This window comes from Shewanella sp. GXUN23E (assembly GCF_050865035.1).
GTDB lineage: Bacteria > Pseudomonadota > Gammaproteobacteria > Enterobacterales > Shewanellaceae > Shewanella.
In genome coordinates this window covers 226,795-251,898 of the sequence record NZ_JBOZWP010000003.1, presented here as the reverse complement: position 1 = coordinate 251,898, position 25,104 = coordinate 226,795, and the positions used below count along the sequence as shown (strand labels likewise).

Here is a 25,104-nt window from a genome sequence, read left to right as displayed (position 1 = left end):
ACCGAATTCGGGTAGACGCGCGGTCATCCGGCGTCTTTATTTACTCATCACACAGGAGCGTTTGCCATGCAAGATAAAAAATATGTCTGGGATGTATTGGTCAGGGTGTTTCACTGGTCGCTGGTACTGGCCTTTATCGTCAGTTATCTGTCGGGGGATGAGTGGCAATCGCTGCATGTGATCAGTGGTTACGTGATTCTGGGGTTGATTCTGGTGCGCCTGGTATGGGGCATTGTTGGCAGCAAACACGCCAGATTCTCAGATTTTGTGCGCTCGCCGGTGGCCGCATTCCGTTACCTCAAAAGCCTGTTCAGTGGTTCAGTAGCACATTATGAGGGCCACAATCCGGCCGGTGGACTGATGGTGGTGGCCCTGTTGGTCAGTTTGCTGGGTACCGGATTCAGCGGCCTTAAAACTTTGGGTTACGAAGGTGAGGGGCCGTTTGCCATCGCCCGGGTAACGGCAATCGACAATGGCGCACATGCAAATATTTCTGTGTCTGGCTCAGCAGAAAAAGCTGATGCAGATGAGCGACATCACAGCGACCAGGCATCGACGAAAGAGCATGAGGGCGAAGAATTCTGGGAAGAGATTCATGAGTTTTTCGTCAACTTTACGCTGTTGCTGGTGGTGCTTCATCTGGCGGGTGTGTACTTATCCTCCCGTGCCCATGGTGAAAATCTGGTAAGAGCTATGATTACCGGCTTCAAATCGGGTAAAGAGTGAGGTGTGGTGGCGGGTGCGACCGCTGGATGACACTGCCGTTGACGAACAGAAATGCACGTTGTTTTTACTCAGGTGATGCCACTGGTATCTGTGGTTTTGCCAGGCTATCCGGTTTTAAATTGGCTTTCTGGTAGATTGAAATATTGATGCCGATACAAAGTGTCACAAAATATCCTGAACTAATTTCGTCTTAATTCAGTCGGAGCTAATGCAAGGAGTCGTTTTGCAAAAAGTGTAAATCTGATTGTGGAGGCGAAAGTGAAAATAACAACAGAACTGTTGTTGGCATTGGGAATGGTATTAACTGTCGCAGGATGTGGTAGTGACAGCAAAGATGACTCTCAGGAAGCGGTGGCTTATGTGCAGTATTACAATGGCTCACCAGACAGTACGTCAACCTACCTATCCCTTGAAGACAAAGATTACAGCGCGTTAAATTTTGGCCAGGCTATGCAGCGATACTCTGTATCAACCGGCAGCAATTCTCTGAAAGTTATCGGTAAAAATGCAGAAAACAGTGAGGTGGAGTTTCACGCACAGGATATAAATCTGGCGGCTGGTGACAACCACCTTTTCATTCTGGCGGGAGATTATGAGCAAACTGATTTTATAGATATTCAGTTCACGACAACTGCTCTGAATGAGAAGAACGACAATGACGATAAGACCAGTTATATGCAGGTTATCGGCGCTCATATCAGTAAAGACAGTGACGATATCGGGATTTATATCGGTAAGAAGGATGATGGCTTCAGCGGTGCCAGATATCTGGGGCAAATTGCATATAAAGACAGTACTGAACCTGAGATTCTGGAAACTGGAAAATACGTGGTTTATCTCGCCAGGGCGGGCAGCAATGAGCCTTTCTTTACGACTGCTGAACTGAGTCTTAATACCAAAACCGTTTATAAACTGGTTATCCGGCCTGCATTTGGGGCGGCCACCGCGGGGGTTAAGCTGGATGTACTCAGCGGCAGCAAAGAGGTGACTTCAGCGCCGGATATTGATGAGCAGGTACAGTTCAGGGTTTATAACGGGGTTCAGCAATTTGATGTGCTCAAGGCGCAAATCAAAGGGAAGTCCGGCGATGATCATGAGCTTCAGGTTGGCAAATGGACGATATCCAATTTTACGCCTACCCGTTTTGGTGACTATGACGTCGCGGTCAGCGATGTTGCCAGCGGCGAAATGTTGCTGAATAACCTGCTGGTGACTTACAACCAGAGTGATTCCAAGTCGATTCTGCTGTACCCCGACGCCGAACAGCAACTGCGTGGTACTGTCATCAGTCATAATCTGACGCCCCGCAGTTACCAATACGAAGTGCAGTTGATGAATCTGGCTCCCGGAACCACCGGGCTGGAGGTGTACTTTGTGCGCAACGATGAGACAGTGGAAACGGCGGACTACAAGGTGACCAAGTGGGACTTTACCGAGAACCTGAAGATCACTCTACCCAGAGACAGCTACACAGTGACTGTAGTCAAGCGCAAGGACAACGATACCCTGACGCTGCTGCATCGCCAGGCGCTGCAGCTCAGGGATAATCTGGATTTCACTCTGGTGTTGACTCCGGACGACACCCAAACCTGGGGCTATCGACTGCAGGCATTCCAATAGTACGGGCTGGCACTGGCGTTAACCTCGAATCACTCAAGTCACGGAGCACTGATGTACCGTGGCTTGGTTATTTGTTGATGCCATAAAAAGGCGTGGCAGTGCCTTCAGGATTTGAGCGCTATCAGCCGGTACTTCTGATTTCTGGTTTGCGCTAGGGTTTATATTTTGCAAATTAATCAACACTCAAAATATTCAACCATGGCAATTCCTGTTTGCCTAAATAATCAGCCTTTAATAACATCCTTGCCTGAATTTGCGGTTTGCCGACGTTAAGGACTGAGACATGAGCAAGCAACAAGGATTTACTCTGATTGAACTGGTGGTGGTCATTTTGATTTTGGGCATTTTGGCGGTTACTGCGGCGCCAAAGTTTATCAATCTGCAAAATGATGCCAGGGCCGCCACGGTTGAAGGCTTTTTGGGGTCTCTGAAAAGCGCTGTTACCCTGTTGCATGTAAAGGCTGAAATTCAGGGGAAAACCGGTGCCGATGTAACTGTTGATACCGATTTCGGGCCCTATCAATTTCACAATGCCTATCCTGAGACCCGCAGTGAGTCGACCAATCCTGCACGTTTTCTGATACAGACCTTTATCAATCTCGGTGGCGATCCCGACACAGAGTCCTTTGCCGGAGGCAATCATACCGCCCGCTATGGTCGGGTGTTCGTGTATGAGACCAACAGTGTTTCGCGTATCGGATTCCCGCTGGATGAAAACGATGTCAGCCTGGGCAACGGCAAGTGTTATGCCCAATACGCCCACAGCGGCACAACCCAGGGATTCAGCATCGATACCTCCGGCTGTTGATGGCAGCAGATCTTCGGGCATCTCCCCAGACGTCTGCCGATGTTGCCGGGTATCGACAGCAAACGATGGGCAGTTGCCTGCGTATTTCAGCGCTGCACCTTGCTTAGCTATATTCAATATTTATTTTAAGAATTTGAATTTAATGAAGCGCCAATGAAATATGCGTCATATTGCCGGAAGTGCTTTATAAAGGGCCGCAGTTATTCTAACTTGTAGTGAATTCATTTAGCGTGACTAAATATGGAGTGCATTATGAATTCACCAGCAAGTGACAGGCAACCAAGTACCACTGAACGTGCCATCGAAGGACAACAATCCAATATCAGAAATATTGAAAATTCAGGTCCGGTGCAAATGGGGTTCTGGTTACCAAACCGTATATGGGCAACCTCCAAATTCCTGGTGCCATTACGTGAACATATTCAGAGTAAAAAATTATCCGGCGCACTTGAACCGCTTCATCCTGAAATTCAGAAATTTAAATCATGGGTAACATCTCATAGTGTATACCGCATGAGAGTATTATCGATGATTGAAGAGGCGAATAATTTTATAAGAAATCTCGATGAGAAAACCAAGCAGGAAATCAGAGGCGATGGTGACGCTATCTGGATCGACAGCTATGATAGTTTCTTTGAGATTCTTAATGAAATTATTTGTACTTCGCCATCATTCAATACCTCGGCTATGGTCGGAACTCCTATGAATGGTTTTCTGGCGGTCGCCATGGCAACTGACTCAGGCTTGGCATTATTCCACGATGTAACATTCAACAAGCGTTTTAAAAATGTATTGAATGCCTGGAATACCTTCCTGAAAAGCGGTCGTTCACTGGATAAACTGGATATTACCGATCCTGAAAAAAATGGTTCATGGATTTCCAAAGCAGCGTGGGATGCCGGTGTCTGGGATCAAATGGTCCATGATAAGAATAAGCCTGGCTATGGTTATAATTCCTGGAATGATTTCTTCCTGCGCAAATTTGTGCCCGGAGCCAGACCATTCCACGGGGATGAGCGCACCCAGATCAACATAGGTTGTGAAACCACACCCTGGCAATATGCAACGGATGTGTCACTGCAAAGCGACTTCTGGGTTAAAGACGTTAACTACTCTCTGCTGGATATTTTTGGCGGTCAGCGGCAGTGGGCTAAGTTGTTTGAAGGTGGCCAGATCTATCAGGGCTTCCTGTCGGCAACCCACTACCACCGCTGGAATGCTCCGCTGACCGGTAAGATTGTGCGCTCCTGGGTTCAACCCGGCACCTACTTCGCCCAGCGTCCGGGTCAGGGAGAAAATGTCGGCACCTGGGAAGGTACTGAATCCCAGCCATATCTAGGTCAGGTTGCTACCCGGGCTATCTTTATTTTTGAACATGAAGCCTTTGGTTATGTGGCGCTGGTCTGTATCGGTATGGTGGAAGTCTCTACCTGCATGATTGAGCCAAGCTACTATATGGTGGGTGAAGGTGAGGAGCCGGTTGCCATCAGTCGAGGCACTGAAATCGGTCACTTCGAATTCGGTGGTTCTACTCATATGATGATCTTCCAGAAAGACAGGGCGAAATTGGAAGACTGGGCGATTAATGCCATCAGTCACCGCAACGATGACAAGCCGATTCCGGTGGGCAGTGTTATCGCCTCAGTTAACAACTGATTGATCTGACTGAATTTTACTATCATGACAAATCTGCTCAGGGATTTTCCTGGCAGATTTGTCCGTCTCTTCTGTTCATGCCGTTCTTTTTCTGCAAGCGCGGCTGTGCTGGCGTCTGAAGCGTCCGGATTACCGGTGTTTATCTGCCGCAATAATCCGCTGCACCAGAGTATCCATTTGCTGCTCGCAGATTTCAGGTCGCAGATAGTAAGGGTTGTAGGGTAGATGGGTGCGGTCAATGTAAGCCGCCTGCATGCCTGCACTCAGTGCGCCGTGGGTATCCCAGTCGTGGGTTGCAATCAGCCTTAATTCACTGAGCGGACGGTTAACTGCTGAGGCAACATACTGATACGCCTTTAAGTCCGGCTTGAAGCTGCCAATTTGTTCCACCGAAACATAGTCATCGAAGTCGTCAGCCAGGCCGGCATTGTTGATTTGCATCTTTACAAAGTTCAGTGACGAGTTGGTGAACGCAATAATGCGATAACCAGCCTGTCTGAGCTGCTTAAGGGCTGCCGGCATATCTCCATGAGGTGGCATCGCCGCGAAAGCCTCGATAATGCCATTGCGCTGCTGATCTGACAGCGGACGGTCAAATCTGACCTCAAGCGAGGCCAGTGCGGCCCGAGCCAGAGAGGCAAAGTCAGTTTTCACTCCGGTCAATGCGCAGACGGTAGAGGTATGCAGCAGGGTGAAGAACCACAGCGACATTCGCTCTTCATCACCAAATGCATCCTTGAACAAGGGTTTGAGATTATTCAGGTTGAGCGTTGACTCATTGATATCAAACAGCAAAGTATCACGGGGCATGACAGACCTCCTGTTGAGACATACTGCTTCTCTGTAAGAACGATTAAGGAGCGCGCCATTGCAATGCCCGCTCCCCAAACCCCAGTCTGGTTTAACCCCGGCATGATTACAATGCCGGGATTACGACATCGCCCGACAGCTACTCTCAGTGTTGAAAGCCGCTGACTGTACAGAACGCGGCGGATTTGCCGGTTTGGGTGATTGGCGGCAGCCCGGCCCAGCCTTAAAACGTCATTTGAGTCAGGCGGTTATACCTGACGAACGAAGGCGCGAGACTGAACCTGAGCATTTGCCCCATTTGCGCTTACATGCCAAGCCGGTTAAGCAGCGCCTTGGCCACTGGCGCTGACGATGCCGGATTTTGCCCGGTGATAAGCAGTGTGTCCTCGACCACATAGGGTGCCCAATCATCGCCGCGCGAGAAGTATCCGCCCCGGGCTTTCAGTTCATCTTCAACGAGGAACGGTACTATCTCAGTAAGTTCCACCGCCGCTTCCTCGGTATTGGTAAAGCCCGTTACCCGTTTGCCTTCGACCAGCGGTCGGCCATCAGGTTTCCTGGCATGACGCAATACTCCTGGTGCGTGACACACCAGCGCTGCCGGCTTATTTGCCGCCAAAAAGGTTTCAATCAGCGAAATTGAGCGCTCATCTTCCGCCAGATCCCACAGTGGTCCATGGCCGCCCGGGTAGAATATGGCATCGAAATCTTCCGGGTTAACCTGCTCCAGTCTTGCGGTCGTTGCCAATTGCGCCAGCGCCCCGGAGTCATTCTCAAACCGCTGGGTATCTTTGGTCTGGAACCCGGGTTCATTGCTTTTGGGGTCAAGTGGCGGCTGTCCACCTTTAGGTGATGCGAACACGACTTCAACCCCTTTGTCTTTGAAGGTGTAATAAGGGGCCGCCAGCTCTTCAAGCCAGAACCCGGTTTTCTTGCCGGTATTGCCGAGCATATCGTGAGAGGTCAGTACTATCAGAACTTTCATCTTGGGATCCTTCTGTTAAATAAGCGCCATTGGCTGAGCGCGATTCAGACCCGCCTGTCGGCGATTGGTCAGACGATACTGACGCCTTCCCACATATTTAAGAAATTTAGTTCTACAATCTTAGATATAAACACGAGGATATATCTGGATGAGATACGATCTGAACCTGTTTCCGGTATTTCTGATGCTGATGGAAGAGCGCAGCGTGACCCGGGCTGCTGAGCGTCTGGGCATGACTCAGCCTGCATTGTCCAATACCCTGAATCGCCTGCGGGATACTTTTCAAGACCCTTTGTTTATTCGGGAAAGGTATGGCATCAAGCCGACGCCGTTGGCGGAAGAGATGGCGCCAGGGATTGAAGTGGCTCTGGCGCAGCTGGATGAGCTGGTTCTGAATCAGCAGACATTTCAGCCTGAAAACGCCGAGCGTCTGTTCACGCTGGCGCCCAACAGTTATGTGGAACTGGTGTTGATGCCGGCCCTTATTGCAAAAACGCGGGTGCAGGCACCCAATATCAGGTTTCGGATGACCGCATTTGGCAACGATATCGCCGAAACCGGCGCCATTTCCGGGACTACTGCGATGGTTCTGGGGCGGATTGTCTCTCTGCCGGACAACTTTATTGTTCAACATCTGATGGACGACGGTCTGGCCTGTGTCGTGCGTAAAGACCATCCCGGTATCGGTAACAGTATTTCCCGTGAGCAATATGAAAAGCTCAAACACGTGAATGTATTGCCCCCGGGAAAAATGCGCGCCGGGTTGTTTCATGCGCTTGAGAAGCAAAATCTCAGGCGGGACGTGGCCGTTTCGGTTACCCATTTTCTGGCCGTGCCTGAAATGCTGGCTGTGACAGATTACTGCGCAACTCTGCCCTGGCTTATCTGTAAAAGCCTCGAGCGGGATCCCCGTCTTAAAATATTGCCTGCTCCCGTTGATTTGGGCACCTTTCCGGTGCAAATGGGCTGGCATGTCCGCTATCGCCTTGATCCTGCTCATCGCTGGCTGCGCTCGACAATACAGCAGCTGGCTGCGGAAATGATGCAGGGGCGCTGACAGAGCGATTTTCGCTCTGCTGTTGCGCCTGTATCGCGGCGCAATGAACTTTGAATAAGCGCAGACTGATATCATTACCCGGAAGGTGAAACCTCGATTGAGATGAGAGATAGCTGTTTGCCCAGAAACGCCGAATTAACAGGTGTTGATTGGGAGACTATTTTTCGGTTTATATATTCTCATTTGTTATTTTATTGGATTGCTGAACTCCTCTGCTTTGGGCTGTAAAAATCTGGTTGAGTCATTTGTTTTATATTGGTTGGTGGTCTGGCATTAGTTATTTTTATTGACCGGCAAGATATGCCTGACGAATCTTTTAGTTCCTGAGTTTGATGATTTCAGTTAACGTGAGGCTAGATTGGTGATGCCGCCTTATTGGCTTTAATGTCGGAGTATTGTGTTTTGTTTGTGCTTAATATCGGTTTAATGTTCTGTGTTGTTGCTTAGTTTATTGGTGTTTGTTTTTGTGGTGCGTTTGCTGATTTTTATAAAAACACATATAAGTTGTAATCTGTTGATAATACGATCTTGATCATTCTTTTTACTCTTTAATTATTTATTATAACTCCTGCCAGCATATATAAATATTACCGATTGCATGATGGTTATTATTATTTAATAGATGAAAAACAACCAGGTTCTATCGGAAAACAGGCAATATGAATTATCTCCTTTAATAATATATCAAATAGGGAATAGATGGATATGACCAGCGGTATCATCAAAGTTTCAAGAAACACGGAGCAGGCACCATTAAATGCCGCCTGTAGCCAAACAGTCGCATTCTCTCATTACAACAATATTTCTGCTCAGCTGCCGGTGGATGCTGTCAGCGGCAAGTTGGTTGAAGGTGATGTAAAAGTCCAGGCAGCTCAGTGTCTGGCTAATATTCAGGCGATCGTTGAGAGCATAGGTCATGGACTGCATGATGTGGTACGGGTGAACGTGTACCTGAAGAACATTATGGATTTGGAAGCTGTCAATGAAGTTTATGCCCGCTTCTTCGCCAGCTATCAGCCTACCCGCACGGTATTGGCGGTAGCCGCCTTACCATTGGCCGGCGCACTGGTGCAGATGGATGCGGTGATCACCAATGGTGAAGGTTCAGGAACCCAGGCTCCCTGCGATCTGGTGAAAATTGTCCGTAATGTCGCTGCCGCGCCTGTCAGCCCTCTTGCCAGCCACTGTGTGGCTTTCTCCCACTACAGCCATGTTGCCGCGCAGCTGCCGATTGATGTCAGCAGTGGCAACATAGTCGTCGGTGGTGCCAAAGAGCAGGCGACTCAATGTCTGAAAAACATCAAGGCCATTCTGGCGGGAATTGATGTGCCATTTGATGACATTGTCAAAATCAATATCCATCTGCGCAATCTGGCTGATCTGGATGCCGTTAATCAGGCTTATACCACTTTCTTCCCAGACTGCGGCATAGCCAGAACTATTGGCTATATGCCTGCACGTTCTGTGGTGGTGACCAGCGGCCTGCCGATGGATGCGCTGGTGCAGATTGATGCGACTGTTTCTCATGGCGATGGTACGCCGCCGCAAAAGGTGGAAGATCGCCACGGTATCGTCATCAAACCGCACAATACTGAGCTGGCACCGGTCAGTCCGCTGTCAACCCAAACCGTCGCTTTCTCCCATTACAACAACATTTCCGGTCAGCTGCCGCTGAATCTGCAAACCGGTAATATTGTCGCCGGGGGCATTCATGAACAGGCCAGACAGTGTCTGAACCATATAAAAACCATTGTGGAGAGTATTGGCCACGTGATGGACGACATCGTCAAAGTTAATATCCAGGTCACTAATGTGGCAGATTTGGAAGCCATCAATGATGTGTATGCCACTTTCTTCAATGGTGAGCTGCCTGCCAGAACGGTTATTGGCGTGGCGGCCATTCCGGCTGGTGCATTGGTGCAGATGGATGCCATTGTATCCAACGGCGAAGGTACCCCACCGGCCGTCAAGTAGTCCCTTATGGGTCTGATGTGTTGGTGAAAAAGGTGAAGACAGCAACGTCTTCGCCTTTTTATCGCTTGGTTAAATTGGTCGCTGTCGACTGGCACCCCAATATGGAATGTCATTGGCTTATTTTTAACTGTATGATTTTATTGCTTTATGGCAGTCGACAAGGTCAGGGCAGCGGGTGTTTTTGTCTGGTCTATTAGCGTTCATACTCGGCCATGAGAGTGGATGGAAGTGCAGGTGCCGACTTCATTTTTTTGCCTTCTCCCAGTGATATGAGTCTTTCTGCACGCCCGTGGCTAACTGATGTCGTTGAACTGGTCGCATAGACCTAAGTGACTGTTAGTGGTTCACCGCAACCTCTACGCCTTCGTCCCATCAGTAATTAAGACAACAACTTGGAATAGACCTGACTGACTTTGGTCGGGGTAAATCCGATGGCCTGATAAAAGCGGTGTGACGCGTCACGCCTGACATCAGAGCGTACCAGCAGCTTTTCCAACCCTTGATGTCGGCACCAGTCTTCTGCCTGCCTAACCAGGGTCTCCGCCAAGCCGTTGCGGCGGCATTTTTCGCTGACGACCAGTCCGGTGATTTCCGCCTTCCAGCCGGTTTCCAGTGTCAGCCGACGTTCTATCACCAACCAGCCTGCCACTTCATCGTGCCACAGTGCCACAAACACTCCGTGCTCTTGCGATCCCAGCAGTGTGGTGAGAATGCCAAGGGTTTGCGCCTCAGTGGTGTGATATCCCAGCTCTGCCGTCAGCACGGCAATGGCGGCTGCATCTGTAGTCCTGGCTATGCGGCACTGAGCTGCATCCGTTGTTGGCTGAAGGGGGTTCATGACACTTCGGCTTCCGTTTTTCTGGGGAGATGGTCTGTCAGCTCGACCCAATCCACCTGGGTATCGACAAACACATGAGCCATCGGCTGAGTGTCTATTGGCGTATGCAGGCTGGCGCGGGTGATATGCAACTCTCCCGGCCAGCGAGCGGATGTGAAAAACAGGCTGCTGCCACAATGGCTGCAAAAGCCTCGTTTGGCTTGCGCTGAGGAGGCAAACCAACTGAGCTTGCATTGCGGATCACTGATGCTGGCCTGTGTGTCATCCACCCCCAGCTAGGTGACAAATGCTGCACCATGCGTACGCTGACATTGGCTGCAATGGCAATGCGCCACCCATTTCACCGGTTGATTGAAGGTGACTGTCACCGCACCACACAGACAGCCGCCGGAAACCTGATGCCCCGCCATACGCTTTCCTTATCTTTGCCAGAATCAGTCACCATTGTTGGCAGTTTGTCAGCACTGCGTCCAGCAGGAGTGGCTGGCGAAGTTAATTCTGACCTGCATAAAGTAAGGTATGGCGATATTTATCAATGTGTTACATGGATTCCAAAGAACTTAGAGTTATGGCTGTCCGCTCTTTCTGACTCATCATCGGCGTTGAAGCTGTCTATCAAACGGTTGAAATATCCCGCGATATCGCCGGTTTCGGTACGATTGTAAAGTTGCAGATGCTGGCGCTGGCCGGTTTCCAGCAGCGTTTTAAAGGCCTGCCTGAGCTGGGCGATCGGCAGGACTATGTGTTTGCGCTGAAACCATAAAAAACCCAGCGCAAAGCAAAACAGCGAAGCATTCAACAGCGTAAATAGCAAAGACAGTTGCTGCTGGCGCTGATTGAATTGCTGACGTTGCTTTGAGGAGAGGGCCAGCAAACTTTGCTCAATGGCGTTGGTACTGGCGGCCAGCGCCTGCTTTGCCGCCTGATTGGCATTGAGCAGCTGCTCGGTATTGCGGATCTCTTTGGGGTAACGCTGCAGTAGACTGACGATGGCTGCAATCAGGTTTTCACCGATTTCATAGCGCTCCGGCTGAGCATTGCCCAGCGCAAATTCATCTGATTCTTCCTGATAGTACAGTCCCAGTAGCTCGGACTGCTGCAATTTTTCGCCCCAGCTTTGCTGTTGACTGACGACATTTTCCAGTGCTTGTTGCGACTGGGGTTGGCTGTCGATCAAATAATGCTGAGACAGTTGCGCCGACTGGTACAAAATCGCTGGCAGTGCGGAGCAGATATCTAAGATGACAGCCGCTTTTTCCGGATACGTGGATATGCCCTGCAGCGCATAGCTTTGCAAACGGCGATTTAAGTCCAGCAGTTCCCGCTCAGCATTGGCCAGCAGGGCTCTTGGCTCGGCAGAAAGTTTACCTGCGTCCCGTACAGATCCTGTCAGTCTGGATTGCAATGTGGTGATTTCAGTCTGCAGCGCCGTGTACTCTTCGCCGCTTTGGCCGGGAAGTGTCTGCTGTAATTCACTCAATTGTTCATGAGCAAGCTGCAGCTTGCCTGCATCCCCGCTGGCAAGATAACCGGCTATCGCAGGCCTGATCCCGGCGAGAAACATCTGCTCTTCCTGTTGCAGCTGATTGGCCTGCAGTTGTTGTATCTCCCACTGTCGATGTCCCCAAAAAGACGTTACCGCCAAACCAGCGGCCAGCATTAACAGCAAGCCACTGCTGCTCCAGGAAAGCGAGGAAATCTTCATTGATGTTATTAGTCATGGTTCGTCCCTAGGCGCAAAGCCTATGAGTGATATATTGCAGAAATATTGCTTTGACGGTCTGCCTGTAGATGAAAATTTCTACGTTTGCGGGGACGGTAGAGGCTGAAGATGAATCAGCGAAGGCAGCGCATAACACTGCGGTAATGACGCTTGGTGCCATTTACGTTGAACAGGCAGTCGACCCGATACGACAACTCGGCATTAAGCTTTGGCATCTATACCGTCGGTCGGCAACATTGTGCCGGTATCGGCATTTCTGGATATCGGGATTGTCCTTTAAACAGATCGCGATAGGTTTGTCGGGTGCAAATTTTGGCTGTGTCCTTTGCCGCGACTCCACTTGCCGCCGAATTTTTCCTTCATTGCGCACATCGCATCCCAACTGCCGCTAATGGTGCTGTATTGACGGCGAAACTCGTTGGCCGAGAGTAACCAGGCATCCGTTGCGATCCCCAACTCATTCAGTAATTTTGGACGGGTAGCAGCAATGGCTCCGCGCTTATCCGGTCTGATCGCCCGGCCAGTCCAGTCAATAAGGTCAAGATAATCAGCAAAGTGAAAGGGAATACCTGTTTGTTTTAGCTCACCGACAGAGCCATCGAACATTAATAAGGGCTTTAGCTGAATATCGCCGGGGGTAAGCCGTTGTGGTTGGGCAGATGGATTTTGTTCGCGGAGTTCATTGATACGCTCCTGAACCGAGGTGAAATCTGACTCCTGTACTGAGTCTGCGATGCCCGCTCTAACGGGGTTTAAATCCACATACATCATACAGGCCAGCAGCGCTTGTTCATCCAGCAGCGCCTGAGATTTAAAGCGTCCTTCCCAGAATGCCCCTTTGCAGCTGTCTTCTATGTTGGCCCTACGGGCAATTTCTTCGTTAACACAACGCATAAACCAGCTGATGCTGCCCAGTCGTTCATGCCACTCAGTCAACAGCTTATCCAGCACGAGTTGCTCGCCTTCAGATAGTTCATCACCCTGTAAGTAGCGATGGGCAATCACATTGCCATTAAACAGGGTTGTCCAGCGGGTAATAACATCCTGTTGTGATAGTTGCCGAAGCGCTTGCGTGTCGATTCTCAGAACCAGGTGATAGTGGTTGCTCATCACCGCATAAGCGCAAATATCAATGCAAAACACGCTGGCAAGCTGCTTGATTTTATTCACTATCCAACCGCGCCTGTGTTCATAGTTTTGGCCGGTATGTTTATCTTCACCACACAGAAACGCCCTGCGCACACAGCGGTTTATCACGTGGTAGAAGGGTGTTGACTCAGCATCAATCAACTGACGGCGGGCTGTGGTCATAGCGAGCCTCAAAAGGCGGTGAATGTGACTTCAAAGCCTAGTAGAGGGTTGATGGGAGCGCAAAAAGGCATGGCTGTCCCCGCTTTTCTGTTTATCTTCACCACACAGAAACGCCCTGCGCACACAGCGGTTTATCACGTGGTAGAAGGGCGTTGACTCAGCATCAATCAACTGACGGCGGGCAGTGGTCATAGCGAGCCTCAAAAGGCGGTGAATGTGACTTCAAAGCCTAGTAGAGGGGTGGTGGGAGTGCAAAAAGACATGGCTGTCCCGGCTTTTCGGAGCGTCCATATATGTCCCGGCTTTTTGAAATGAATAAAACAGTATTTTGTGTGTATTGCTCGGTCATAACACTATATGTAGTGTCATGACGAAGTGTACATACAAGAAGCACGAATTGTCATAATTTTTAACAACTCAAAACATAGAAAAATCTAAACGACTGCATTATTCTTTAACTTGCTAGGAGAGCAAATATGAGTAAAATGTCGCCTCTTTATTGGTTGTGCAACACACTTGGCGACAACAATAAAAATCAAGGAATTCATATGGTTTCGTACATTAGTGATTATAAAAGCAGAGATAGTAGCACTGCGAAGAAGCAAGATAAGCAACCAAACAGCTCAAAAGTTGTAGAGTTTTCTATTGTTTCTAAAGGTAGAGAGCGTGCTAAAGCTAATGTATTGAAGGCTGCCGCAAGACTAAAGTGGTAATCTTTGTCAGCTAGTTGATTTTAATAAAAAAATCCTCAAATATACTTAGCAAGTATACTTGAGGATTTTTTTATGGCTAGGGAAAGCGCTCAGCAAAAAACAGATAAGCAGAACGTTCGAAAAACAGAAAAACAAGATTTATCTAAAAGAATCGATAGTCGCAGATCACAAGAGTTGGTAATTGGATTGTGTGGAGCTATTGGTTCTGGCGTCAAGTCTTTGAAAAATACATTGATAGGAACACTTACATCTTTCGGTTATGAAGTTAAGCATATTAGAGTAAGTAAGCTGATAATTGATAAGCAAGATGCATCAAAACGTCCAAATCTAAATGCTCTTAAGGGTGCAAAGCGTTATACTGAATTGCAGGACTTAGGTGATCAATTAAGAATGCAACATGAAAATCATATTCTTGCTTGTTGTGCCGTAACAGAGATTTCCTATCGTAGAGAAGAGGCTCACAATAAGAGTGCAGAAGTTGATGGGAATGTAGAAAAACCAAGTGTAAAAATTGCATATATAGTAGATCAGCTGAAACACCCTTCAGAAGTGGAAATATTAAGAAAGGTCTACCCAAAAAACTTCTTTTTGTTTGGACTTATTAGAACAGAGAAAGAAAGAGTAATTAATTTAGAGGAAGAAGGACTAGATAAATCTGAAATCGATGATCTTATTAGAAGAGATCGCAAAAGCGATGATAAATATGGTCAACAAGTAGAGAAAACATTGGAATCATCTGACTTTTTCATTAGAAACACTCATAATCAGAGTGTATTTCTGGAGAGGTCAGTAGAGCGTTTTATTAAGTTGATACATGGCTATAATGGTATTACTCCTACAGAAGAAGAGGTTGGGATGCATGCTGCATATTCCGCTTCGTTGAGATCTGCATGTTTATCTAGACAGGTAGGCGCTGCCATTGTAGATAAGCAAGGCCGTATTATTGCCACAGGCTGTAACGATGTTCCAGAGTATGGAGGGGGATTATATACTGATAGTTCAAGTAGTGATTTCCGATGTGTCCATAAAGGTCGATGTTCAAATGATCAACATAAAAACATATTAAAAGAACAGATCTTGGATATCGTTAAGACTAAGGTAAGTAATGAACAAGATGCCATTATTTTAACAAATAGAATTTCTGAAGAAACAAAGATAAAGTCTCTTATTGAATATTCAAGGGCTATTCATGCTGAAATGGATGCTATTGTTTCTCTCTCTAGACTGACGACCGAATCAACTATAGGTTCAACTCTTTACGCAACAACATATCCTTGTCACAACTGTGCTCGGCATATCGTTGCTGCAGGCATACATAAAGTCGTTTATATCGAACCTTATGAGAAAAGTTTAGCAATAAAATTACATCAAGATGCGATTACTGATATCTCTGAAAATAATAAAGTTATTTTTAATCCATTTGAGGGTGTATCTCCTGATATGTTTGAAAGATTTTTTAAGTCTTTAAGTAATAGGAAAGACGAAGAGGGAAAGGCAATTAGAATTAGAGTGAATGACTTATACCATGTTGACTCTCAATATCTTGATAGTTATTTTGATTTTGAGGCGGCAATAGCGGAAGATGTAGAAGAGAAATTTAAATCGCCTATTCCAGCCGCGCCATAGAGCTCTGTTTTGAATGATGAAGGGGAATTATCTCCTTCATCGTTAATAATTAACACTTATACCTTTGATGGCATGCTCTAATGGGGTCCTTTCATACGATACAGGCTTGCTCTTCAATTATTCATCTGGTAGCGCCTTACTCAAGCATGATTGTATTCCCTACAAGACCCAGTGTATTAAATCGCGCGTATTGTATTGAGGAATAAGGGATATGATAGGTATAACTCGTGAGTAAAGGAATACACTAACTCCCCATTGGAGCCGCTGAAGGGTTTCGGATGAAATGGCGTGAGCGATACATGGATGTCGAGCTAGCTTCAGTCGAATCAAGGACGAGCGTCTGAAGCGCTAGGCAATTTCATTCATAAGACCGAAGGGTTTTAGGCTCCGTTGGGGCGGCAGGGGAGATCCAAGAGGGACTTGCTGTTGAGCCCCTCTTGGTCGGGTGTGGGGCGAAGCTCCACGACTTCCCCGCTTTCAAGCGGAAGCCCCGCAGGGGCTAAATCAGTTCTGCCAAGCGCAGCTTGGCTATGCTCTATGGCAGCTCAGCTTTCCCGAGCTGCCACAAATCACTTGATGAAACATCATTGATGTATGAGCTTCCCATCCTTCACCACATGCACCAGTGGATTCCGTCCATAGGAATACGCCAGCTCCGCAGGACTGGAAATATCCCACAGGCAGAAGTCGGCCTGCATGCCTTCCTTCAAAACCCCTACCTTGGACTCGATACCCAGTGCTTTGGCGGCATTGCGGGTCACGCCAGCCAGCGCCTCCTCCGGGGTTAAGCGGAACAGGGTGCAGCCCATATTCAGCATCAACAGGGTGGAGCAGAAAGGAGAGGTGCCTGGGTTGTAATCGCTGGCGATCACCATGGGGACATTATGCTGGCGCAGCAGGTCGATTGGCGGCAGCTTGGTTTCCCTAAGGAAGTAGAAGGCGCCGGGCAGCAGGGTGGCGCAGGTGCCGCTCTCAGCAATCGCCTTAACCCCGGCCTCATCCAGATACTCGATATGATCCACCGACTTGGCACCCAGACTGGCGGCCAGTGCCGAGCCACCCATATTGGACAATTGCTCGGCGTGCAGCTTGATATCCAGGCCTTTGGCCTTGGCGGCGGCCAGGATTTTCTGGGTTTGGGGCAGATCGAAGGCGATGTTTTCGCAGAATACATCCACAGCATCTGCCAGATTTTCTGCCAGTACCGCAGGCAGCATTTCATCGACCACCAAATCCACATAGGCCTCGCACTTGTCTTTGTATTCAGGGGGAATGGCGTGGGCGCCAAGGAAGGTGGTTTTTACATCCACATGGTGGTGTTTGCCCAATTCGCGGGCGACCCGCAGCATCTTGAGTTCGGTTTCTGTTTCCAGACCATAGCCGGATTTGATTTCCACCGTAGTCACGCCTTCTTTGGCCAGCGCATTCAGGCGTTTGCGGCCCAGCTCAAACAGCTCAGCTTCAGAGGCTTCGCGGGTGGCTTTGACGGTAGAGAGGATACCGCCACCGGCGCGGGCTATTTCTTCATAGCTGGCGCCACCCAGGCGCATTTCAAATTCATTGGCGCGGTTACCGGCGAAGATCAGGTGGGTGTGGGCGTCAATCAAGCCGGGAGTCACCCAACCGCCATTACCTCTGTAAACCGGAGTTGCCAAAACATCAAATTCCGGCAGTTCACTGCGGCAGCCCAGCCAGACAATTTTGTCGTCCTTAACGGCCATGACCCCATCGCGGATGACTCCGTAAGGCTCTGAATTTTCGGGGTTCATTGTGGCGATATTGAGATCGATCCAAACCTGGTCCCAGTCCATCATCCGCGCTGCTCCATGTTGCTCTATAGTGAATGGTGTAAACGAGCTTGTATTTACTTGTATATACAAGCTACGATTGTAGCTGATTTTTCAGTCAGATTGAACCTTGACCGCGACTGTCAGGTGGCATGCACCTGCTTGCAGTGTGACCTCGGTGATCATGCCGCAGCAACTAGGCTCAATGGTCTGGAAAAGTCCGGGGCGCGTCAGCCAGTAACAAGGGAAATTGTCATGGCCACAGCAAAGTTCACTGAAATCAAACAGCATATTACCGCACGGATCGAGTCGGGAGAATGGCAGGAGCATGCCAAAGTCCCCTCGGAGAATCAGCTGGCAGAGCAGTTTTGCTGCAGTCGTATGACGGCACGCCGGGCGCTGACTGAGTTGGTCGAGGCCGGTGTGCTGGAGCGCTCTCAGGGGCTGGGGACTTTTGTGGCCTCAATAAAATCCCAGTCCTCCATGCTGGCCATTCGCAATATCGCCGATGAAATCAAAGAGCGTGGCCATGGTTATAGTGTTGAGCAACTGGCGCTGGAAGAGATCAAAGCGATGGCGCCCATTGCCATTGCCCTGGGGCTGGAAGAGGGAGAGCGGGTGTTTCGCTCTGTGCTGCTGCATTGCGAACAGGGCACGCCGCTGCAATTGGAAGAGCGTTTTATCAATCCCAGATTGATCCCGGATTATCTGAGCCAGGATTTCACCCAAATCACTCCCCATGAATATTTGTCTACCGTCGCGCCACTGACCGAGGCGCGCCACATTATCGAAGCCATACCCGCCGGGCAACAGTTGAAAGAACAGCTCAGACTCAAGGCCAATGAACCCTGTCTGCAGATTTTGCGCCGCACCTGGTCACGTCAGGGGGTGGTGAGCTTCGCCCGTTTGGTGCATCCGGGCAGTCGTTTTCGGGTCGGCGGCCACCTGACCTTCAAAAACGGCAAGGAGTAACGCCCGAGCTGCAGGGGGTTGGCAGAACCTGCAGCAGTACTGGTTTTTAGGGTCTCACTTATACAAGTAGCTATACAAGTAAATGCACACCAATAGACGGGCAAATCGGCAAGAAGCAGGCCGGTAAGTACAGAGTTAACGAAGTAAGTAACCGGGCGATAGGCCGGCAAACCTGCTGCCGAAGCACAAAGTTAAACACAAGCACAGCTGATCCCAATCAGCGTTTCTCTGTAAAACAGCCTGCACAGACAGGCCAAAGAGGACCCCAGGAGGGAGTTGGAAAGATGGACAAAAGACACGACCCGACCCGCAAGATTTTAGCGCCTCACGGCACTCAGCTCAGCTGCAAGAGCTGGCTGACTGAAGCCGCTATGCGCATGCTGATGAACAACCTGCACCCGGATGTGGCCGAGCGCCCGGAAGATCTGGTGGTGTACGGTGGTATCGGCCGCGCCGCCCGTGACTGGGACTGCTATGACAAAATCATCGAAGTGCTCAAGCGACTGGAAGATGACGAGACCCTGCTGGTGCAATCCGGCAAGCCGGTGGGCGTGTTCAAAACCCATGCGGATGCCCCAAGGGTACTGATCGCCAACTCTAACTTAGTGCCGCACTGGGCCAATTGGGAACACTTTAACGAGCTGGATAAGCAGGGGCTGGCCATGTACGGCCAGATGACCGCAGGCAGCTGGATCTACATTGGTACCCAGGGGATAGTGCAGGGCACCTATGAGACCTTTGTGGCGGTCGCCAAGAAGCACTTTGGTGGCGTAGCCAAAGGCCGCTGGATTTTGACCGGTGGTCTGGGTGGCATGGGCGGCGCGCAGCCGCTGGCCGGTACCATGGCAGGTTTCTCGGTTATTGCCTGTGAGGTGGATGAAACCCGTATCGATTTCCGCCTGCGTACCCGTTATGTGGACAAGAAAGCCCACACTCTGGATGAAGCGCTGGCCATGGTGAAAGCGGCTGATGCCGAAGGCAAGCCTGTGTCTGTCGGTTTGCTTGGCAATGCCGCCGATGTGTTTGCCGAGCTGGTTGAGCGTGGCATCACCCCGGATGTGGTCACAGATCAGACTTCTGCCCACGACCCGCTGAATGGTTATCTGCCACAGGGCTGGACGCTGGAGCAGGCCAAGGCAATGCGCGCCCAGGACGAAGCGGCCGTGGTTAAGGCGGCCAAAGCATCGATGGCGGTGCAGGTGAAAGCCATGCTGGCACTGCAGGCGCGCGGCGCGGCGACCCTGGATTATGGCAACAATATCCGTCAGATGGCCTTCGAAGTGGGCGTGGAAAACGCCTTCGATTTCCCCGGCTTTGTACCTGCCTATATACGTCCGCTGTTCTGCGAAGGTATTGGCCCGTTCCGCTGGGCGGCGCTGTCCGGCGATCCGCAAGATATCTACAAGACAGATCAGAAGGTGAAAGAGCTGATCCCCGATGACCCACACCTGCACAACTGGCTGGATATGGCCCGCGAGCGTATCGCCTTCCAGGGCCTGCCTGCCCGTATCTGCTGGGTGGGCCTGAAAGACCGCGCACGTCTGGCACTGGCCTTTAACGAAATGGTGAAAAATGGCGAGCTGAGCGCCCCTGTGGTGATTGGTCGAGACCATCTGGATTCCGGCTCTGTCGCCAGCCCCAACCGGGAAACCGAGTCCATGATGGATGGCTCAGATGCGGTTTCCGACTGGCCGCTGCTCAATGCCCTGCTCAATACCGCAGGCGGCGCGACCTGGGTCTCCCTGCACCACGGTGGTGGCGTAGGCATGGGCTTTAGCCAGCACTCGGGTGTGGTGATCTGCTGTGACGGCAGTGATGCTGCTGCAAAGCGGGTCGGCCGTGTGCTGTGGAATGACCCGGCTACCGGGGTGATGCGTCATGCCGATGCTGGTTACGACATTGCCAGAAAGTGCGCCAGAGAGCAGGGGCTGGATCTGCCCATGTTGAACGGAGAGGGGAATTGATCATGCAGCACTTAGTTATCCATCCCGGCAAGCTGACTCTGGCTCAGCTGCGCCATATCAGCCGTCATGGGGTAAAGGTTTCGCTGGCCGATGAAGCGCTGGAAGGCATTCACAAGAGTGCCGCCACTGTGCAGCAGGTGCTGGATGAGGGCCGCACCGTTTACGGCATCAACACAGGCTTTGGGCTGCTGGCCAACACCAAAATTGCACCACAGGATCTGCAGTTGCTGCAGCGCTCCATTGTGCTGTCCCATGCTGCCGGTACCGGCCAGTATATGCAGGACGCCACAGTGCGCCTGATGATGGTTCTCAAGATCAATTCACTGGCACGGGGCTTTTCCGGCATCCGTTTGCAGGTGATTGAATTTCTCATGAGCCTGCTTAACGCTGAAGTTTATCCCTGCGTGCCTGAAAAGGGCTCAGTGGGTGCGTCCGGCGATTTGGCACCACTGTCGCACATGTGTCTGCCGCTGCTGGGCGAAGGCGAGATGAGCTACAAAGGGCAAATTCTGTCAGCCAAAGAGGGGCTGGAGATTGCCGGGCTTGAGCCGCTGGAGCTGGCGGCCAAGGAAGGGCTGGCCCTGCTCAACGGCACCCAGGCCTCCACGGCGCTGGCGCTGGAAGGTCTGTTCCACGCCGAAGACCTGTTTGCCGCCGGCAGCGTGATTGGTGCCATGAGTGTGGAAGCCGCCATGGGCAGCCGCAGCCCGTTTGACCCGCGCATTCACGAGGTGCGCGGTCAGAAGGGCCAGATAGATTCAGCCGCCGTGTTCCGTCATCTGCTGGGTGACGAGTCTGAGATCAGCCTGGCCCACGCCAACTGTGAAAAAGTGCAGGACCCATACTCGCTGCGCTGCCAGCCGCAGGTGATGGGCGCCTGTCTGACGCAAATCCGCCATGCCGCCGAGGTGTTGGGGGTTGAGGCCAATGGCGTCACCGATAACCCGCTGGTGTTTACCGATAATGGCGACATCATCTCGGGCGGTAACTTCCATGCCGAGCCGGTGGCCATGGCGGCGGATAATCTGGCGATTGCCATTGCCGAGCTGGGGGCCATTGCCGAGCGTCGCATTGCATTGCTGATTGACTCCAACCTGTCCAAGCTGCCGCCATTTCTGGTGCAAAACGGCGGGGTGAACTCAGGCTTTATGATCGCTCAGGTGACGGCCGCAGCACTGGCCTCGGAAAACAAGACCTATGCCCATCCGGCTTCGGTAGACAGTCTGCCAACCTCGGCCAACCAGGAAGACCATGTTTCCATGGCCACCTTTGCTGCCCGCCGCCTGCGGGATATGGCCGAGAACACCCGCGGCGTGCTGGCGATTGAACTGCTGGCGGCCGCTCAGGGGCTGGATTTCCGTGCGCCGCTCAAGCCAAGCGAGGCGGTGGCGGCGGCCAAGGCTGAGCTTCGCGAACTGGTGGCCTACTATGACAAGGACAGATACTTCGGCCCTGACATAGAGAACGCCACTGACCTGTTGTACAGCGCTTCCTACAACCGCTACCTGCCTGCAGGCATGATGCCCAGCTTTTAAAGGGTATTAATCAGCATAAACCCGGCCAAGGCCGGGTTTATTTTTTGATATGGGTTTTATACCAACTTCATTAATAGTTTGATCAATTCAGAGCGTGTCAGGGATTCTGATTCAAGGCGCATTGATTGACTAAGGGTGGCTCCCTTTGAGAGCAATGCAACACAGAAGCAGGAAGCCTGACACGCTCACTTAGTGCGGGTTTCAATGCGCTTGATACTGCGTTGAGCCGTCTTGACATAGCACCACTATGACTTCGCCGACTCGCCTTGTCTCAAGCGCATTGAACTCCCGCTGAAACAAATCAACTATTAAATGAAATTGGTATTACTTATTTAACTGGAACTGGGTGCCACCCTTGCCCAGTTTGGACAGCGCCTTATCGGCATATTTTTTCAGCTTGTTGGCGGCGGTATTGCCGCTGATCTCCTCAAGGGCCTGACGATAACGGCCATTACGGCTGCTGCCAATGGCAGTACACATCCAGGAAATGGCATCCAGCATGGTGCTGTCCTGAGTATTGCGTTCATCCCAGATTTTCTGGGCGAAGATATCCAGTACGCTGCTGGTGGTACCCGGATTGTTGGCATAGCGCTGCGCCGTTTGCCTTAACTGCTGCGCGCTGGCGGTGGCCATTGAGGCTTTGAGGGCGTCGATATCCTCAGGAGCTTGCATGGCGACTGTCACCTCCACCACTGAGATTGGCTCCTTGCCATTAATACCGGCGGTCATGTAGGTGATACTGCCGTATTGAGTGTAACTATGTTTGACCAGCGCCCGCTTGGCCGCCCAAAAACTGCCCTCTATTATCTGGGTCTCATCCGGCGGGCCGAGTCTGTGAATCACGGATTGAACCGATTCGCCGGGTTTGACACCTTTAAACAGTTCGGCCTTGTCCTGCACGGTTTGGGATGGGGGAAGCTGGCTGTCGATCTGGGTCTGCTCAGCCACTCTTTCAACCAGGGCACTGACCCTGTTGCCCTGCAGATCTTCAATCCAGATTGTGCCTTTGTCTTCGCTGAGCCCGCCCGTGACTCTATAGAAGCCATTGGATTGTGGTGTAAATTCCACTTCGCCGGTCACAGTGTTAATCCCCGAAGCCAGTGCAATCAGTGACGAGCTGTGCTGGGTTTTTCCTTTTAGTGTAATGAGATAAGTCCTGTCGGCCTGAAGTGGTCTGGACATACTCTCCAGTACCAGTCGCCCCTGACCTGTGCTGGCCGAATAGGCCCGGTCGGCACCATTGAGAACGGCTTCACCATCAATTTTTTCCACGAAGAAGTAGTTGGCCGTGTGGCGGGAGAGGGGTTTGAAGGTGTCATCCAGCCTGGCCTGGTTGGTTTGCGCCGCAACCGGAATGGCGGGACCGGTACTCTTGCAGCCAGGCAGGCCTGTCAGCAACAGCAGGATCAGCAGGTATCTCATAACATCTCTTATTGGTATTTTTGTGAGCTATGAGCAGCAAGATGCCAGCGCAGGGGGATGAAGGGCAATCAGCCTTTTGGGGGGAATTGGCAGAAGAATGGCATAAAGCTCAGGTCATGGCTGCTGGCACAGCCATGACCATAAGGGGTTACTCCAGGCCCGGCTTGATCAGCTGGGGCGTTACCACGGAGTTGATATTACGCATATCCTCGCCTGTGGGGTTCTGGAATGGCCGCAGGCCAAATTCCGGCAAAATGGCATAGATATGGTCGAACAGATCGGCCTGAATATCTTCGTAGTATGCCCAGCGGGTGTCGTTGGTAAATACATACACCTGAATGGGCAGACCGGTTGGTCCAGGCTCCAGCTGACGCACCAGTAATGTCATGTCCTTGCGGGTCTTGTCACTCTTGATCAGGTACTGCTTGAGGTAGGCGCGGAAGGTGCCGACATTGGTCAGGTAGCGGCCGTTAACCGGATCTTCACCGGCCTCGATGCTGCGGTTGTACTCAGTCAGCTCTTTCTTCTTGCCTGCCAGATACTCCTTGAGCAGATTGATCCGCTCCAGCCGGGCGATATCATCCACGGTCAGAAAACGGATGGAATCCACATCGATATTCACCGCCCGGGTAATACGCCGGCCACCGGACTCAGACATGCCGCGCCAGTTTTTAAAGGCGTCCTGCACCAGCGCATAGGCGGGGATCATGGTCAGAGTGTTGTCCCAGTTGCGCACTTTGACCGTGGTCAGGGAGATCTCTTCAATCGAACCATTGGCACCGTATTTATCCATCTGGATCCAGTCGCCCTGGCTCACCATGCGGTTGGCCGCCAGCTGAATACCGGCCACAAAGCCCAGAATGGTATCGCGGAAGACCAGCATCACCAGACCGGTAGCCACACCCAAACTGGAGAGGAAGATGACCGGCGACTGGTTGGCCAGCACCGAAATACACAGGATGATGCCGACAAAGAACAGGAACAGCTTGCACAGCTGCACGAAGCTTTTGATGGGCATACGCCGGCTGACCAGATTGAGGTCGGCGATTTCATTGGCGGCATCCAGCGAGGCGTAGGCTGCGCGGATCATCAGTACGACAATGGCGACGCTGAGCAGCCGATCGATAAGGCTGGAGAGCAGGGCATGTTCAGATAAGGCGATGGGGACCAACAGGTTGATCACCAGCGCCGGTACCAGCAATGCCAGCTTTTCCAGCACCTTAAAGTGCATGAAGCTGTCATCCCAGGTGGCTTTTGAACGCTTGATCACCATGTTGATGGCGCGGATCACGCCTCTTCGTACAATGATGTAGGCGATTAACGCCACCAGCAGACTGGCGATGATCATCACCAGGGTCGGTATCCCCTCAGCGGGCTGTGCATCTATACCTATTGCCGTCAACCACTCGGCAATATGCTGCCTGAGTTTTTCGTCCAAAATGGGTTCTCCAAAAACATACAGTGGCCATAGACTAGCACGATGCCGAAATGGTGCCGACCGGTCTGACAGAATCCGGCCTGTTGTCACATTACTGTGTTGAAATAATTTGATGCGAGTTTCATTTTGCGATTAAAGC

Annotated in this window: 20 protein-coding genes and 1 pseudogene; 11 read left to right on the top strand and 10 right to left on the bottom strand. The window is 50.9% G+C overall.

The features are described 5' to 3' along the window. Nucleotides 1-66 precede the first annotated feature (66 nt). The 4 genes from ACRRUX_RS04910 to ACRRUX_RS04895 all read left to right on the top strand — a co-directional run bounded on the left by ACRRUX_RS04910 (nt 67) and on the right by ACRRUX_RS04895 (nt 4,810). Entirely contained in the window at nt 67-726 is a 660-nt protein-coding gene (locus ACRRUX_RS04910; RefSeq protein ID WP_432527752.1) for a cytochrome b/b6 domain-containing protein, read from the top strand. 258 nt (nt 727-984) lie between these two features. Then, entirely contained in the window at nt 985-2,346 is a 1,362-nt protein-coding gene (locus ACRRUX_RS04905) for a hypothetical protein (protein ID WP_432527751.1), read from the top strand. 283 nt (nt 2,347-2,629) lie between these two features. After that, nucleotides 2,630-3,154 carry a type II secretion system protein gene (locus tag ACRRUX_RS04900; RefSeq protein WP_432527750.1) on the top strand — a complete coding sequence of 175 codons (525 nt, stop codon included), beginning with the start codon at nt 2,630-2,632 and terminating at the stop codon, nt 3,152-3,154. A 240-nt stretch (nt 3,155-3,394) separates the two neighbouring features. Further along, nucleotides 3,395-4,810: a phophatidylserine decarboxylase associated domain-containing protein gene (locus ACRRUX_RS04895; RefSeq protein ID WP_432527748.1), complete on the top strand. Its 1,416-nt coding sequence runs from the start codon at nt 3,395-3,397 to the stop codon at nt 4,808-4,810. Nucleotides 4,811-4,939: 129 nt separating this feature from the next. Here ACRRUX_RS04895 and ACRRUX_RS04890 read toward each other — a convergent pair whose 3' ends face one another. Both ACRRUX_RS04890 and ACRRUX_RS04885 read right to left on the bottom strand, forming a co-directional pair. Beyond that, nucleotides 4,940-5,620 (bottom strand): haloacid dehalogenase type II, encoded by a 681-nt coding sequence (locus ACRRUX_RS04890; RefSeq protein WP_432527746.1) that lies wholly within the window; start codon nt 5,618-5,620, stop codon nt 4,940-4,942. Between the two features lie 304 nt (nt 5,621-5,924). After that, nucleotides 5,925-6,605: a type 1 glutamine amidotransferase domain-containing protein gene (locus tag ACRRUX_RS04885; protein ID WP_432527744.1), complete on the bottom strand. Its 681-nt coding sequence runs from the start codon at nt 6,603-6,605 to the stop codon at nt 5,925-5,927. A 148-nt stretch (nt 6,606-6,753) separates the two neighbouring features. Between ACRRUX_RS04885 and ACRRUX_RS04880 the strand changes: the two genes are divergently transcribed. Next, nucleotides 6,754-7,662, top strand: coding sequence for a LysR family transcriptional regulator (locus ACRRUX_RS04880; RefSeq protein ID WP_432527742.1), 909 nt, complete (start codon nt 6,754-6,756; stop codon nt 7,660-7,662). A 705-nt stretch (nt 7,663-8,367) separates the two neighbouring features. Then, nucleotides 8,368-9,636 carry a Rid family hydrolase gene (locus ACRRUX_RS04875; protein WP_432527740.1) on the top strand — a complete coding sequence of 423 codons (1,269 nt, stop codon included), beginning with the start codon at nt 8,368-8,370 and terminating at the stop codon, nt 9,634-9,636. Between the two features lie 379 nt (nt 9,637-10,015). Here the strand turns inward: ACRRUX_RS04875 and ACRRUX_RS04870 are convergent, their stop codons facing one another. The 5 genes and pseudogenes from ACRRUX_RS04870 to ACRRUX_RS04850 all read right to left on the bottom strand — a co-directional run. After that, the gene (locus tag ACRRUX_RS04870) at nt 10,016-10,474 is read right to left on the bottom strand and encodes a GNAT family N-acetyltransferase (RefSeq protein WP_432527738.1); all 459 of its coding nucleotides are present in this window, start codon (nt 10,472-10,474) and stop codon (nt 10,016-10,018) included. Beyond that, the gene (locus ACRRUX_RS04865; protein WP_432527736.1) at nt 10,471-10,743 is read right to left on the bottom strand and encodes a GFA family protein; all 273 of its coding nucleotides are present in this window, start codon (nt 10,741-10,743) and stop codon (nt 10,471-10,473) included. The genes ACRRUX_RS04870 and ACRRUX_RS04865 overlap by 4 nt, the downstream gene beginning before the upstream one ends. 263 nt (nt 10,744-11,006) lie before the next feature. Next, nucleotides 11,007-12,179, bottom strand: coding sequence for a hypothetical protein (locus ACRRUX_RS04860; RefSeq protein ID WP_432527734.1), 1,173 nt, complete (start codon nt 12,177-12,179; stop codon nt 11,007-11,009). Nucleotides 12,180-12,473: 294 nt separating this feature from the next. After that, nucleotides 12,474-13,508, bottom strand: a complete 1,035-nt coding sequence (locus tag ACRRUX_RS04855; protein WP_432527732.1) for a transposase — start codon at nt 13,506-13,508, stop codon at nt 12,474-12,476. A 90-nt stretch (nt 13,509-13,598) separates the two neighbouring features. Then, nucleotides 13,599-13,700, bottom strand: a pseudogene (locus tag ACRRUX_RS04850) (alpha-amylase family glycosyl hydrolase); the annotation flags it as partial. 284 nt (nt 13,701-13,984) lie between these two features. Between ACRRUX_RS04850 and ACRRUX_RS04845 the strand changes: the two are divergent. Continuing rightward, complete coding sequence (locus ACRRUX_RS04845) at nt 13,985-14,221, top strand: hypothetical protein (protein WP_432527730.1); 237 nt, start codon at nt 13,985-13,987, stop codon at nt 14,219-14,221. Nucleotides 14,222-14,293: 72 nt separating this feature from the next. After that, on the top strand, nt 14,294-15,847 hold the full coding sequence (locus tag ACRRUX_RS04840; RefSeq protein WP_432527728.1) for an anti-phage dCTP deaminase: 1,554 nt from the start codon (nt 14,294-14,296) through the stop codon (nt 15,845-15,847). A gap of 584 nt (nt 15,848-16,431) precedes the next feature. Here ACRRUX_RS04840 and hutI read toward each other — a convergent pair. Then, a complete protein-coding gene (hutI, locus tag ACRRUX_RS04835; protein ID WP_432527857.1) occupies nt 16,432-17,658 on the bottom strand; it encodes an imidazolonepropionase in 1,227 nt (408 codons plus the stop codon). Nucleotides 17,659-17,889: 231 nt separating this feature from the next. Between hutI and hutC the strand changes: the two genes are divergently transcribed. The 3 genes from hutC to hutH all read left to right on the top strand — a co-directional run bounded on the left by hutC (nt 17,890) and on the right by hutH (nt 22,105). Beyond that, nucleotides 17,890-18,606 (top strand): histidine utilization repressor, encoded by a 717-nt coding sequence (gene hutC / locus ACRRUX_RS04830; protein ID WP_432527726.1) that lies wholly within the window; start codon nt 17,890-17,892, stop codon nt 18,604-18,606. Nucleotides 18,607-18,890: 284 nt separating this feature from the next. Beyond that, complete coding sequence (gene hutU / locus ACRRUX_RS04825) at nt 18,891-20,570, top strand: urocanate hydratase (protein ID WP_432527724.1); 1,680 nt, start codon at nt 18,891-18,893, stop codon at nt 20,568-20,570. A 2-nt stretch (nt 20,571-20,572) separates the two neighbouring features. Beyond that, nucleotides 20,573-22,105, top strand: coding sequence for a histidine ammonia-lyase (hutH, locus tag ACRRUX_RS04820; protein WP_432527722.1), 1,533 nt, complete (start codon nt 20,573-20,575; stop codon nt 22,103-22,105). Nucleotides 22,106-22,429: 324 nt separating this feature from the next. Here hutH and ACRRUX_RS04815 read toward each other — a convergent pair whose 3' ends face one another. Continuing rightward, entirely contained in the window at nt 22,430-23,527 is a 1,098-nt protein-coding gene (locus ACRRUX_RS04815; protein WP_432527720.1) for a hypothetical protein, read from the bottom strand. A 148-nt stretch (nt 23,528-23,675) separates the two neighbouring features. Next, complete coding sequence (locus tag ACRRUX_RS04810) at nt 23,676-24,965, bottom strand: mechanosensitive ion channel family protein (protein ID WP_432527718.1); 1,290 nt, start codon at nt 24,963-24,965, stop codon at nt 23,676-23,678. Between the last annotated feature and the right edge of the window lie 139 nt (nt 24,966-25,104).